This window comes from Nonomuraea sp. B5E05 (assembly GCF_039880665.1).
Taxonomy (GTDB): Bacteria; Actinomycetota; Actinomycetes; order Streptosporangiales; family Streptosporangiaceae; genus Nonomuraea.
In genome coordinates this window covers 1-13073 of sequence record NZ_JBDPMJ010000033.1, presented here as the reverse complement: position 1 = coordinate 13073, position 13073 = coordinate 1, and the positions used below count along the sequence as shown (strand labels likewise).

Annotated in this window: 12 protein-coding genes; 5 read left to right on the top strand and 7 right to left on the bottom strand. The window is 70.6% G+C overall.

Going from position 1 to position 13073, the window contains the following annotated elements; genetic code table 11:
* Positions 1-60: 60 nt before the first annotated feature.
* Positions 61-1437 (top strand): MBL fold metallo-hydrolase, encoded by a 1377-nt coding sequence (locus ABGB01_RS39315; protein ID WP_347778837.1) that lies wholly within the window; start codon positions 61-63, stop codon positions 1435-1437.
* Positions 1434-2681 (top strand): MFS transporter, encoded by a 1248-nt coding sequence (locus ABGB01_RS39310; RefSeq protein ID WP_347778836.1) that lies wholly within the window; start codon positions 1434-1436, stop codon positions 2679-2681. Before ABGB01_RS39315 ends, ABGB01_RS39310 begins: the two co-directional genes overlap by 4 nt.
* 271 nt (positions 2682-2952) lie before the next feature.
* Here ABGB01_RS39310 and ABGB01_RS39305 read toward each other — a convergent pair whose 3' ends face one another.
* Positions 2953-4134: a cytochrome P450 gene (locus tag ABGB01_RS39305; RefSeq protein ID WP_347778834.1), complete on the bottom strand. Its 1182-nt coding sequence runs from the start codon at positions 4132-4134 to the stop codon at positions 2953-2955.
* A gap of 87 nt (positions 4135-4221) precedes the next feature.
* On the opposite strand from ABGB01_RS39305, the gene ABGB01_RS39300 reads away from it, so the two are divergent.
* Positions 4222-4830, top strand: a complete 609-nt coding sequence (locus tag ABGB01_RS39300) for a helix-turn-helix domain-containing protein (RefSeq protein WP_347778832.1) — start codon at positions 4222-4224, stop codon at positions 4828-4830.
* Between the two features lie 103 nt (positions 4831-4933).
* Here the strand turns inward: ABGB01_RS39300 and ABGB01_RS39295 are convergent, their stop codons facing one another.
* From ABGB01_RS39295 to ABGB01_RS39275, 5 genes are all read right to left on the bottom strand, one after another.
* Complete coding sequence (locus tag ABGB01_RS39295) at positions 4934-5599, bottom strand: response regulator transcription factor (RefSeq protein WP_347778830.1); 666 nt, start codon at positions 5597-5599, stop codon at positions 4934-4936.
* Positions 5596-6741: a histidine kinase gene (locus ABGB01_RS39290; RefSeq protein ID WP_347778828.1), complete on the bottom strand. Its 1146-nt coding sequence runs from the start codon at positions 6739-6741 to the stop codon at positions 5596-5598. Before ABGB01_RS39290 ends, ABGB01_RS39295 begins: the two co-directional genes overlap by 4 nt.
* Before the next feature lie 135 nt (positions 6742-6876).
* Complete coding sequence (locus ABGB01_RS39285) at positions 6877-7302, bottom strand: hypothetical protein (RefSeq protein WP_347778826.1); 426 nt, start codon at positions 7300-7302, stop codon at positions 6877-6879.
* A 192-nt stretch (positions 7303-7494) separates the two neighbouring features.
* The gene (locus tag ABGB01_RS39280; protein ID WP_347778825.1) at positions 7495-8805 is read right to left on the bottom strand and encodes a hypothetical protein; all 1311 of its coding nucleotides are present in this window, start codon (positions 8803-8805) and stop codon (positions 7495-7497) included.
* Positions 8802-9299 (bottom strand): SigE family RNA polymerase sigma factor, encoded by a 498-nt coding sequence (locus ABGB01_RS39275; RefSeq protein ID WP_347778824.1) that lies wholly within the window; start codon positions 9297-9299, stop codon positions 8802-8804. Before ABGB01_RS39275 ends, ABGB01_RS39280 begins: the two co-directional genes overlap by 4 nt.
* Before the next feature lie 241 nt (positions 9300-9540).
* On the opposite strand from ABGB01_RS39275, the gene ABGB01_RS39270 reads away from it, so the two are divergent.
* Complete coding sequence (locus tag ABGB01_RS39270; RefSeq protein ID WP_347778823.1) at positions 9541-10590, top strand: nuclear transport factor 2 family protein; 1050 nt, start codon at positions 9541-9543, stop codon at positions 10588-10590.
* 802 nt (positions 10591-11392) lie between these two features.
* Here ABGB01_RS39270 and ABGB01_RS39265 read toward each other — a convergent pair.
* Complete coding sequence (locus ABGB01_RS39265) at positions 11393-12295, bottom strand: LysR family transcriptional regulator (RefSeq protein ID WP_347778822.1); 903 nt, start codon at positions 12293-12295, stop codon at positions 11393-11395.
* Between the two features lie 188 nt (positions 12296-12483).
* Here ABGB01_RS39265 and ABGB01_RS39260 point away from each other — a divergent pair, with 188 nt between their 5' ends.
* On the top strand, positions 12484-12789 hold the full coding sequence (locus tag ABGB01_RS39260) for a DUF1330 domain-containing protein (protein ID WP_347778821.1): 306 nt from the start codon (positions 12484-12486) through the stop codon (positions 12787-12789).
* Positions 12790-13073 lie beyond the last annotated feature (284 nt).

Here is a 13073-nt window from a genome sequence, read left to right as displayed (position 1 = left end):
TCGAGGAGCGGTGCGCGCGACCTCTCCGGCGCCGCCGGACCCCAGATCTTGGAGGACATCGTGGGATTCGCCGAGGATCACCTGATACCGCTGGTCGATGAGGGGCTGGGCAACAGCGCCTACCTGCTCGACCTGGGCGACGGCCGGGCGCTGGCCGTGGACGCCGCCCGTGACCTGCGCGACCTGCATGCCGCCGCCCGCCGCCGCGGCCTGAGCGTCGCGTATGCGGCCGACACGCACCTGCACGCCGACTTCCTGTCCGGCGCCGTGCAACTCGCCCACGAAACGGGGGCGAGCGTGCTGGCCTCCGCAGCCGGGAAACGCGCCTTCGCGCACCGGGGCCTGGCCGACGGGGATGAGGTGGATCTGGGCGGGCTGCGGCTGCGCGCGCTGGCCACCCCCGGGCACACCGACGAGCACCTGTCGTTCCTGCTCCTGGACGACGGCCAGGAGATCGGCGTGTTCACCGGCGGATCGCTGATCGTCGGCTCGGCCGCCCGTACTGATCTGCTCGGCGCCGAGCGCACCGAGGAACTGGCCCGCGCCCAGTACCACTCGCTGCATCGCCTGGCCGCGCTGCCGGACCACACGCCGGTGTGGCCCACGCACGGGGCGGGTTCGTTCTGCTCGGCACCACCCGGCGCCGAGCGCATCACCACCATCGGCGCGCAGAAGCGCACCAATGCGCTGCTGGCCGCGCCGGACGAGGACGCCTTCGTCCGGCGGCTGCTCGCGAGCCTGGGTACCTACCCTGTCTACTTCGACCGGCTGAGCGAGCACAACCGGCGCGGCCCCGCCGTCCTGGCCTGCACACCGCCGCTGCCCGCCCTGGAGGCGGGGCAGGCACGGGCGCTGCTCGCCGACGGCGGCCAGGTCGTCGACGTCCGACCGGCCGCCGAATACGCGGCCGGGCACATCTCCGGCGCGCTGTCGATCCCGCTGCGCGAGCAGTTCGCCACCTGGCTCGGCTGGCTGCTGCCCGACACGGCGCCATTGGTCTTCGTCGCCGGCGAGGGCCAGGACCTGGAGGAGGTCGTCTGGCAGGCGTACAAGATCGGCTACGAGCGGCTGGCCGGGCACCTGGCCGGCGGCATGAGCGCCTGGCGGGAGTCGGGCGGAGCCGAGGCCGTCACGGCGTTCGTCACCGCCGATCGGGCGCCTGCCGGGCCGTACCTCGACGTGCGGCAAGAGGCCGAGTACGCGGGCGGTCACGTGCCCGGGGCGCTGCACCTCGAGCTCGGCGAGCTCTCCGGGCACGCCGCCGACGCCCCGGCCGGTGCGGTGGTGGCCTGCGGGCACGGAGAGCGCGCGATGACCGCGGCCAGTGTGCTGGAACGCGCCGGCCACACCGGCGTGACCGTCCTCGACGGCGGCCCGGCCGAGTACGCCGCCGCCCACGGCCTGCGGCTCGACACCGCCCACGGCGGTGCTCGGTGAGCACCGCCACCCTCCCCCCGGTGCGGCTGGGGCTGCGGGAGAACTGGCTGCAGTTCACCCTGCTCGTCATCGTCAACGTGTGCGTCGGCGGCCTGGTCGGGCTGGAGCGCACCACCGTCCCACTGATCGGCACCGACATCTTCGGCCTGACCAGCGACCTGGCGGTGTTCTCCTTCATCATCGCCTTCGGCCTCACCAAAGCGGCCACCAACCTCGCCGCCGGCGCGCTGGCCGCCCGCTTCACCCGCAAGCAGCTCCTGGTCGCGGGCTGGCTGATCGGCACTCCGGTGCCGTTCATGCTGGCGTGGGGGCCGTCGTGGTGGTGGATCGTGGCCGCGAACCTGCTGCTCGGCCTCAACCAGGGCCTGTCCTGGTCGATGACCGTCAACATGAAGATCGACCTGGTCGGTCCGGCCCGCCGCGGCCTGGCCACCGGACTGAACGAAGCCGCCGGATACACCGCAGTCGGCGTCACTGCGCTGCTGACCGGCTACCTGGCCACCGCCTACGGGCTGCGGCCCGCCCCTGAGCTGATCGGTGTCGTCTTCGTCCTCGCCGGTCTGGCGTTGTCTTTGGTCGTGCGCGACACCGCCGCGCACGTCGCCCTGGAGCTCGCCCAGCATCCCAAGCCGCTGCCCGACGGCGAGAACACCGGGCTGGCGGCCAAGTTCGTGCGCACCTCCTGGCGGGAGCGCTCGCTGCGCGGCGCCAGCCAGGCCGGGCTGATCAACAACCTCAACGATGGCCTGACCTGGGGCGTGTTCCCGCTGCTGTTCACCGAGCACGGGCTCGGCCTGGCCGCCGTCGGCCTGATCAAAGGCCTGTATCCGATCCTGTGGGGCCTCGGCCAGATCCCCACCGGCCATCTGGCCGACCGCATCGGCCGCAAACCCCTCATCGTGTCCGGCATGCTGCTCCAGGCCGGCGGGTTCGTCCTCGTGCTGGCCCTGTTGCGGTGGCCGCTGCTGGCCGGCGTCTTGTCCGCCGTGGCGCTCGGCATCGGCACCGCGATGGTCTACCCGGCACTGATCGCCTCGGTCTCCGACCACGCCCACCCCGCCTGGCGCGCCAACGCTCTGGGCACCTACCGGTTCTGGCGCGACATCGGCTACGCCGCCGGCGCCCTGCTCGCCGGCCTGCTGGCCGACGCCTTCGGCCTGAACGCCACCGTCATCGCCGCCGCCGTCCTCACCGCGGCCTCCGGCCTGCTCGCCGCCCGATGGATCACCGACCCCTCTCGTTGACCCGGACGCCTTACGCTGAGAGCCGCAAACGCCGCGCCCTCCCAGGGTCGCCGCGACGACTCAGGTGAGGACTCCGTGAGCGCGGCGAGCAGCACCATGCCCACGCGCAGCCGGCCCACCAGCTCGGCCGCCACCTCCACGGGGACCGCCGTCTCGCCGGCGTTCGATCATGCCGCCCCTGTCCATGCCGGCGGCCATCTTGGGATACATCCGGCCGAACAGCGGCCGCCGCCTGTTCACCTGTCTGCTCGTCTTGGCCGCGCTCTGCCGGTCACCAGGTCACCGGCAGAGCGGTCAGCCCGCCGGTCAGCGTACGCGTGTCGAAGGCCAGCTCCTCCACCGCGCAGCCCAGCTCCAGAGTCGGGAAGCGGGCGGCGAGCTGAGAGAAGACGACCTGCAGCTCGATGCGGGCCAGCGGCGCGCCGACGCAGTAGCGGGCGCCGTGCCCAAAGGCCAGGTGCGGCACGGCGGGGCGGTCGACGTCGAACCGGTCGGGGTCGGCGAACACGCCGGCGTCGTGGTTGGCGGCGCCGGTGTCGAGCAGCACCAGGTCCCCGGCGCGGACGCGGACGCCGGCGATGTCCAGGTCTTCCCGGGCGTAGCGGGGGATGCCGCCGCCGCCCAGGCCGGGGGCGCGCAGGATCTCCTCCACGGCGGCGTCGATGCGGGACGGGTCGGCGACCAGGGCCTGCCACTGGCCGGGACCGGCCAGCAGCCACAACACACCCTTACCGATCGCGGTGACCGTGGTCTCGTGCCCGGCGAACAGCAGGAACATCCCCATAGCGGCGGCCTCGTCATCGCTGACCCCGCCGGTGGCGGCCAGCCGGGAGATCACGTCGGCGTCCGCACCACCGCCGGCGCGCTTGCGCGCTACCAGCTGCTGCCCGTAGGCGAACAGCGCGCCCAGGCCCTGAGCCGATCGGGTGCGGTCGGTGATGTCTGCGGCGTCCTGCGTCCAGGCGCGGAACTGGTCGCGGTCCTCGTACGGGACGCCGAGCAGCTCGCAGATGACGGCGATCGGCAGCGGCAGCGCCAGCGCGGCATGCAGGTCGGCGGGCGGGCCGGCGGCGGCCAGCTCGTCGAGCAGCCGCGTGGTGAGCTGCTCGATGCGGCCTTGCAGGGCGCGCATCCGCTTGGGCGAGAAGTGCGGCTGCAGCAGCGAGCGCATCCGCCGGTGGTCGGCCTGCTCGGTGTCGAAGCCGCCGAGCGGACCGCCGAACAGCTCGGATTCGCCGGTACGGGAGGCGCGTTCGGGCTCGGGGTGGGCGCGGCCGAGCCGGGCGTCGTCCAGCAGGGCGCGCACCTCCGCATACCCCGTCACCTGCCAGCCGGGGTCGCCGACGGCGGTGCGAATGGCGTGGATGGGGCCCGAGGCCTGCAACCGGCGTAGCAGCGGCGGCGGCTCCAGCGGGCCGGGCTGTTCGAACGGCAGCGGTACGGGATCGGACACAGCTCCTCCTGAAGTAGATGCAGATTTGTATACTTCGATGTATAAGAAGCTACATGTATACTTTGACTTCTACAAGTGGAGGTAGAAATGGGCACTGAAGCGGGCCAGAGCCAGCACGAGGCCGGACCGGCTCAGCCGGTGCGCAGGCTGCGCCGCGCGGAGCGGCGTGAGCAGATCCTCGACGCGGCCACTCGCGCCTTCGCCCGCGCCGGATACGCGGCCACCGGCCTGGACGACATCGCCGCCGAAGCCGAGCTGACCCGGGCGATGCTGTATCGGCACTTCGACTCCAAGGCCGACCTCTACCGGGCCGTGCTGGACCGCGCGTGCGCGCGATTGGCCGAGGCCACCGGCGGCGACGACTTCGACGACGACGCCATCCCCGCGCTGCTGCGCGCCGCCGCGGCTGATCCCGACGGGTTCCGGCTGCTGTTCCGCCACGCGGCCCGCGAGCCCGACTTCCGCGAGCTGATCGACGCCATCACCGACGCCTCGCGCGAGGTCGGCCGCCGCAACCTGGCGCGCGTCATCCCGGAGGGGCCGTGGCTGGACTGGGCCGCGACCCTGATCCCCGCCTTCACCTTGGAGGCCGTCATCGCCTGGCTCGACGCGGGCCAGCCCGACCCCGACCAGGCCGCCAACCGCATCACGGCGGCCGTGCACGGCGTCATGGCCGCCGCCCACCCCACCATGTGAGGGAGACTGGTGCCCGGCTCCTCTGCCGAGGCGACGATCGCCGTGGTACCCGCCGGCCCTCAGTTTGCGGGCGATCGTCGGTGGCTGACCTTTGATCCCGATGTCACGAGCCGGGCCGTACGAGGCCGCTCTCGTAGGCCAGGATGACCAGCTGGACCCGGTCGCGCACGTTCAGCTTGGCGATGGCCCTGGTGATGTGGGTCTTGGCAGTGAGCGGACTGATGACGAGGCGCTCGGCGATCTCGACGTTGGACAGGCCGAGCGCCACGAGCTTGACCGCCTCCAGTTCGCGGGAGGTGAGGGCGGCCAGACGCTGCCCCGCGCTGGGCGTGAGGTCCTGCCGGTGGGCGAACTGCTCGATGACGCGGCGGGTCACTCCCGGAGAAAGGAGCGCGTCTCCGCCGGCGACAGCGGCGACCGCCCGGCGCAGTTCGGCGGGTTCGACCTCTTTGGTGAGAAAGCCGCTGGCTCCGGCGCGCAGGGCGGCGAAGACGTGTTCGTCGGTGTCGAACGTGGTGAGGATGATGACGCGACAGCCCGGAGTGGCCGGGTCGGTGACGATGCGGCGCGTTGCGATGATCCCATCCGTGCCCGGCATGCGGATGTCCATGAGGATCACATCGGGGTGGGTGCTCGCGGCCAGCCGTACGGCTTCGTCGCCGTCCTGGGCTTCGCCGACGACCGTGATGTCCCGTGAGCGGACCAGCAGGCTGCGGAAGCCGGCCCGTACGAGTGCCTGGTCGTCGGCGAGGAGCACCTTGATCGTCATGCCGTCGAGCCTGCCACAGGGATGTCGGCCCGCACGGCGAAGCCGCCGGGGACCGGCCCCGCGGTGAGCACGCCCCCGAGTGCGCTCACCCGCTCGCGCATGCCCGCCAGGCCATGGCCTTCGATGACCTCGGCGCCGGCCGGGACGCTGCGGCCGTCGTCGGTGATCTCGACGGTGACCGAGCGCGGCGCGTAATTGATCGTCACCTCGGCCTTGCGCGCGTCCGCGTGCTTGAGCGTGTTGGCAATCGACTCCTGCACGACGCGGTAGACGGCGATGGCGGGAATGGCGGGGACGGCCGCCGGGTCGCCGTGCTCATCGAGGGTCACCTCAAGCCCGGCGGCGCGGGCTTCGGAGATGAGAGCGCCCAAGGAGGCCAGATCGGGCTGGGCCGCGGTGTCGCCGGGGCCGTCGCGCAAGACCGCGATGAGAGAGCGAAGGTCGGCCATCGCCCGGTTCCTGACGTCCTTCGCCAGGCGCAGCGCGGCGGCGGCCGCGGCCGGGTCCTCCTCCAGAGCGTCGGCGGCGACATTGAGCTGAACGCCCACGACGGCCAGCGTGTGGGCGATGACGTCGTGAACCTCGTGCGAGACGCGCAGCCGTTCCTCGGCGGCGCGGGCACGGCTGTCGGTTTCGCGCAGCCGTTCGCGCCAGCGCATCGCGGCGGCGTAGGTGAGGCCCGCGGCGATGAGGATCGCCAGGAGCAGTCCTTCCCCCACGACGTGAATCAGGTAACGGGTCAGGTTACGGTCCACGATCCAGCGGGCGTCGACCGCGGAGTAGGCCAGTTGGGCCAGGCCGATGGCGGCGACCCAGCGCACGCGCGGCGTGGTGGAGGCGGTGAAGTAGGCGACCGCGGCGGGCCAGATCCAACCGGCGGGAGGCCAGTGCCCGGTGAGGTGATAGGCGAAGATCCCGCCGATCGACAGCAGCAACACGGTCATCGGCCAGCGGCGTCTGACCAGCAGGAGCGCCCCGAGCAGCAGAGCGAGAGGGATCGTGCCGTCCCAGGGGTTGCGCACCCCGGTGGCGAGGGCTACGGCGACGAAGAACACCAGGGTGAGAACAGCGAGCGTGATGTCGGCGATCCAGGCGAGATGCCGGACAGGAGCGGGTACACGTCGCGAGGGCGGTTCTGCCATGCAGGAGGCCTTTTCTCGAGGGGTGACGGGCGCGATGCCGGGCAGCGTCGCCATGTTCGCCTTCCGTGGCCGCGTCGACCGGCGGAACGCAAGGAGTGCTGGATCTGTCGACCTGCCCGGATGGGAAGGTTCTGATCAGACGTGGGTGACCAGGAGGGTCACGCCTGCCTCGCCGCCACAGTCGACGAAAACAGGACCGACGCCGTTACCGATCTTGGGGGCGAGGGTCGCCTTCGCGACGAATCCCTTCGGGCTGTCCTTGACGATGCGGATGTTCTGGAGCACTGGGTGCTTCCTGTCGAGCCCGGCGAGCACGGCCTTGAGCCCTTTGCCGCCGCCGCAGTGGCCGGTGATCGTCACCTCCTGGCCTCGCTTGGTGGTGGGGTTGGGGCTGACCCGTACCACCGCCCTGGCGCCCTTCGGCGGCTTCGGCGCGGCCGTCGCAGTGGCGGCCGCCTGGCTGGCCGTGCCGGCCTGGGCACCAGCCGGCGAGCCGGCCGCTCCCAGCAGACCGGCCGTCAGGCTCAGCGTGGCGATCGCAGTCATCGTTCTCTTGCTCATGGCGCTTTCTCCAGTTCTCATCCGGCTGTGTCGAGGAGAAACGCTAGACCGGGTCGTGGCGGGAGCGCGTCGTCCGTTGATCGTCACTCGACCGTGCACCGTTCGCCGTACGCGCTGCACCGAAGGGAGTAGGCATCAGGCCTCGACCGACCGTACGAGGCCGAGCCTGTCAGAGCTTGAGGACGGGCAGCCCTACGTGATCGCCGCCAGGTCCAGGACGTACATCTCGTTCCTGATCGGGTAGGTCATCAGCCGGTCGAGGCCACCGTCGGGGATCGCCATGGCTCCTCGCGCATCCGGCCGTACGCCGAGATCGGCAGACCTTCCGGTGTCGGCGTCGTAAAGCGTCAGGACGGCCTGGTTTCCCGGTCCCCGCAACGTGACCTTGAAGAAGCGCTCCAGGCCGGCGTCGTCGCCTTGCTGGAAGGTGCTTGGCAGGTCGCGCTCGTGGGAGCCGTCGCGGTCGCGGACGAACCTCCGCAGGATGGTCCGGGTCTGCACCGTGTCCGGGCACCGGCGAGTGCCGCACTTGATCTCCTTGCCGGAGCGGTCGCGGGGGCGTTTGACCTTGACGGTCTTGTATCGCACGGCCACGCCCGCGCACCGGTCGACGCCGCACCTGACCTCCTCGTCGGCCTTGACCACGGCGTCGCGCCGCTCACCGGTCTCTGCGTTGAGCAACTCGCGGAAGATCGCTTTTCCGCGGTGGACGCCCACCCATGGCCATTGCAGGATGTGGTGCCGCTCGGCGCCCTCCACCGGCTGCGGCGAACCCCCGCTTAGGGGCACCCGGTAAACCCCGCCCTTCTCGTACGCGAAGACCACGTCCGAGCCCGTCACCGTCAGCCCGTTGATGTGCCCCTGCTTCATGACGTTTCCTAGAGGGACGTCGGTCACCCGCCGAGGCCGTCCGCCGGCGGACGGCACCGTCCAGATCCGGGCGACCCGCGGGCTGCCCGTCTCCTTGTAGGACGCCCACCAGACGATGTTGCCGCCACCGGCTGCGACGCCGTCGGCGAAGATCGCCGATCCCTTCGTCGGGGGGATCTCGGCGATCTTCCTGGGCTGGCCGGTGTCCAGGTCGTAGCTCCACAGGAACTGACGCTTTCCGTCACTGGCGCCCGTCATGACCAGCAGCGTGTTGTCGTCGAGGAGCAGCTGCGGGTAGTACGCACGGCCGTCGGGCAGCTTGGCCGGGATCCTGTGTACGGCCTGCGGCCACACCTTCTCGACGGGCGGCGGGATCCTGTCCGCCGACGGCTCTGCCTCGTCGGTCGCGCTTACCGCGGGCTGCGGCTCGGCCGCCGCGCCCAGAGCGTTAACCGCCGCGCCCACACCGCCCGCCACCAGGACCACGGCCACGGCCGCACGCACCGCGGCGGTCCGGGCCCGCCGTCGCCGATGGCGCGTCTTGACCGTCTCGAGCAGCCCGGCCGGCGCCTGCGGCGCACGATGCGCCGCCCCAGAGAGGGCGCGGCTCAGCTTGTCTTCCAGATCGGTCATCGCATACTCCTGTGGGTCGGTGAGGAGACGAGGGAGGAACGCAGCTTGTCCAGGCCCCGGAAGGCCTGGCTGCGCACGGTTCCGGGAGAGATGCCGAGCACCTTGGCGATCTCGGCGTCGCTGAGCTGTTCGTAGTAGCGCAGCACCAGCACGGCACGCTGTCTGCGGGGCAGCTCGGCCAGCTCTTCCCAAAGGCCCTGTTCCTCGTCGAGAGGGAAGACTTCGCGGTGAACCCGGTCCGGAGGCTCTCCGGTGAGGTGTTCACGCCTGTGCCGCCGCCAGACGCTGATGTGTAACCGCGCCATCGTGGTCCGGACGTAGCTGTCCGGGCTGTCCTTGCGTCTCACCCTCGGCCAGGCGCTGCACAGCCGTACCAGAGCTTCCTGGACCAGGTCGGCGGCGTCATGAGGGTTTCCGGTCAGGACGTATCCGTAGCGGAGCAGCGCATCCGTCTGCTTTGCCACGAAGTCGTCGAAGCCGGGTTCGTCATCCACTTGTCGTCCCTTCGGTAGTCACGTTCCAGACGGCCGAAGGGACGAAGATGTTGCATCGTTCGGCGAACGTTTTCTCGGGGTCCTATGGACAGCCGGCCGGAAAGGACTCCCTTGGTCGCGTCTTCCTCACCGGTCAGACGACGCAGCCCCCCGATTGTGAAGCGGCACGTCACAATCCGCGGCACTGCGTCGTCTTAGCGGCGAATCCGTCATCCAGAAGGCGGAGAACCAGGAGGCAACGATGAACGACTTTCAGGCGGTCGCGGACCGCGTCGAGATCGAGGCGCTGCGTGGCGAGTTCACCGACGCGGCGATGATGGACGACCACGACCGCCTCGCGTCCCTGTTCACCCACGACGCCGTGTACCGCATCCCCGACGCCGGCATCGAGCACGCCGGCCGGGAGGCGATCCGCGCCGGCACCGGGCAACTGTCGCAGGCGTGGGACTACTTCGTGCAGACCACGCACCCGGGTGCGATCCTGCTCGACGGCGACACCGCGTCCGGCCGCGCCTACGTCTGCGAACTCGGACGCCTGCGCGACGGCGGCTCGATGCTCAACTACGCCCTCTTCCACGACCGCTACCGGCGCACCCCCGAGGGCTGGAAGTTCACCGAACGCGTCTTCGAGGTCAGGTATTTCGACACCACCCCGCTGCCGGGCTCGGCCCAGGTGACGGCGGCACAGTTCACAGAACCGGCGTCGGAAGAGCGCCTGGAGCGAGCGGCCGCCGCGCTGAGGGCGCACAATTTCGCCGTCGAGATCCTCGACGACGTCGCCGCCGCGCGTACCCACCTCAAAGCCCTGATCCCCGCGGGCGCCGGCGTGTTCACCGCGGCCAGCGAGACCCTGCGCCTGTCCGGCATCGACGACGACATCAACACCGGCGGACAGTACCAGGCCGTCAAGCCGCGGCTGCTGGCCATGGACCGCGCCACCGAGGCCGACGAGATACGGCGGCTGCAGGCCAGCCCCGACGTCGAGGTGGGCAGCGTCGCCGCCGTCACAGAAACCGGCTCCATCGTGATCGCCTCGGGCAGCGGCAGCCAGCTACCCGGGTACGCCGGCGGCGCCGGCCACGCCATCTGGATCGTCGGGGCGCAGAAGGTGGTCCCCGACCTGAGCACCGCGCTGCGCCGCGTGGAAGAGCACGTCTTCCCGCTGGAGAACGTCCGGAGCCAGGAGGTGTACGGGGTGCCCAGCGCCATCAACCGCCTTCTCATCCTCAACGCCGAACCCCGCCCCGGACGCGCTACCGTCCTGCTGCTCCGCGAAGCCATCGGTTTCTGAACCCACCCGGCCCGCCGGTCGCCGGCGGGCCGGACGTCTTCACGCTCCTGCGGAACTTCATCATCGCGCGCTGCCAGAGGGGATGGAGGCGAGCTTGCCGGGGTTGCTGACGACGTCCACGTCACGTACCCGCTCCCCGACGACGGCGGTGTCGCAGCGAGGGCACCGCGAACGCGATCATGGGGACGGTCCGGGAAGTTCCTGTCGTCGCCCGTCAAGTCTGCGTGTTGACCTTCTTGCGGTTGTCTCGCTCAAGCCGCCGTCGCGTGCCCGAAACGGGTCGGGCGTCAGGGCCTGGTGGCGGTGTGGGCCCGGTGTTCGCGGATCTGGCCGTGGTGGTCGGCGACCCAGGTGATCAGGGACGTGACGAGGTGGTGGAGGCTGCGGCCCAGGGGGCGATGTCGTCGGCCGTACGACCGGACCGGGCCGGGACGTCCTTGCCGTCGATGAGCAACAGTCGCTCGATGGTCATGTCAGCCCCTAGAAAAGGGGTTCAGTGCCGGGCGAGAGCGGGAGCTCCGCCAGGGCAGGGCGAGAGCTCGTGGTGCGGGTTACCCGTGCTTGTCCGGTTCGGCGTCGGCGAAGGCGCGGTATCCGCCGAGATCTCGGGCTGGGCGAGGACGTCGCCGCGGTGTACGACTCGGACCGGACCCGGGGACATCATCGGATGCTGATCCGCCGGCGTAGCGAGGTCGTGCCGGACATTCAGCAAGACCGCCGTCGTCATCACCGCGAAGTCCGCCGGGCGCAAGGTCTTCGGCCTCGCCACCGCAGGCGTCCGTCTCGCTTGGCCTCTTGCGCGTCAGTCCGACAGCCAGTGCAGCTCGTGCGCCAGGGTTTTGGCGACGGCACGGATGCGGCGGTGAAGCGGCGACTGCTCGCGTGGGAGGACCAGGTGGATCGTCAGGCTGGGCGCGCCCCGCAGCGGTCGCCAGGTGAGACCGGCCGGTTGTGCCGAGACCGCGGCTTCTCCGGCCGGGGCGAGGGTGACCCCGTCGCGCAGGTCCCGCTGAGACATGTCGAGAGAGACCGCGGGCGTGTGGAATCGAGGGTGTGGTCGGGTGTCTAGGAACAGTGCGGACAGCTGATCGTGGATCACGGGGTTGGTCGCACGGTCCGGGAGTCGCAGAGGATACGCGGCCGCGTCGGCGATCTCGATCTCCGGGTGTTCGGCCAGCGGATGGTGCTGCGCCAGCTGGACCCCGATGCGCATACGCCGCAGCAGGAACCGGCGCACGCCACGGCCCGGCTGTTCACCGCGGGTGATCCCGGCATCGATGCGGCCGTCGGCGACCGCGGGGGAGATCTCCGGTGTCGCCATCGGAACCGCGCCGACCTCAAGTCCGCTGTTGCCGCGAATCAGCCTGTCCACCAGGGCCGGTGCCGTCTCGGCCCCGGCGCTGAGGCTGTATCCGATGCGCAGCGTGCCCAGTTCACCGGCCGCCGCGCTCCGGGCGGTGTCCCATGCCCGGTCCAGCGCCGCCAGCGCGGGCGGCGCGGACTCCGCCAAAGCCGCACCGGCCGTGGTCAATACGACGCTACGCGTGTTGCGGACCAGCAGGGCCGTACCGAGTTCCGCCTCCAATCGGCGCATCCGGGCGCTGAGTGCGGGCTGTGCGATACCGATCCGTGCGGCCGCGCGGGTGAAGTTCAACTCCTGCGCCAGCACCAGGAAGTACCGCAGGCTCACCGTATCCGGCGCCACGTGCCCTCCCTGCCGATTGATAACGATCCGTTCTGAGTCTATCCCGAACCGGTCTTTCCCTCGACCGCACATCACGCCCTAACCTGCGCATATGACGATTCAACCGGCCGCAGTACCGGTCGCCGGGATCGATCGATCTGAGTGTCAATTCGAAGTCGGACATGTCCGGCCCAACACAGGAGGTTTCCATGGCCAAGGGCTACTGGGTCAGTGTCTACCCCGCCATTTCCGACCCTGAGAGGCTGACTGCCTACGACAAGCTGGCCGGTCCGGCTGTCCAGGCTGGGGGCGGGCGCACCCTGTCCCTCCTCCCGTCCCGTGGCGGTCGAGTCGTCGCCCACGAGGCCGGAATCACGCAACGCGTCGTTCTGATCGAGTTCGACAGCTTTGAACAGGCCGTCGCGGCATACGAGAGCGAGGCATACCAGAAGGCGCTGGGGGCCCTCCCCGACGGCGTCGAGCGCGACTTCCGCATCGTCGAAGGCATCGACTGATCGGATCTTCACTGAACCTGTACGGGCGCTTCGAGCTCGACATGAACCGCCACCTGGAGTTGGAGGCCGTCGCCGATCCACTGCGGCGAGTGAAGACGCTGGCACACCGGTTGTTCGGCGCGGGCCTGCACTCCTGCGGGGCCATGGCCGCCCCGCCGGAGCCTCACTGTCAGCCTCTCGCCATCTCCTCGGTGTGCTCCTTGTCGTGCCCTGCCTCATCCACGAGCGTGCAGGGCCGCACGGGGCTGCCCGCTTTGGCCAGCCAGGCCCCCAGGCTCCAGCTG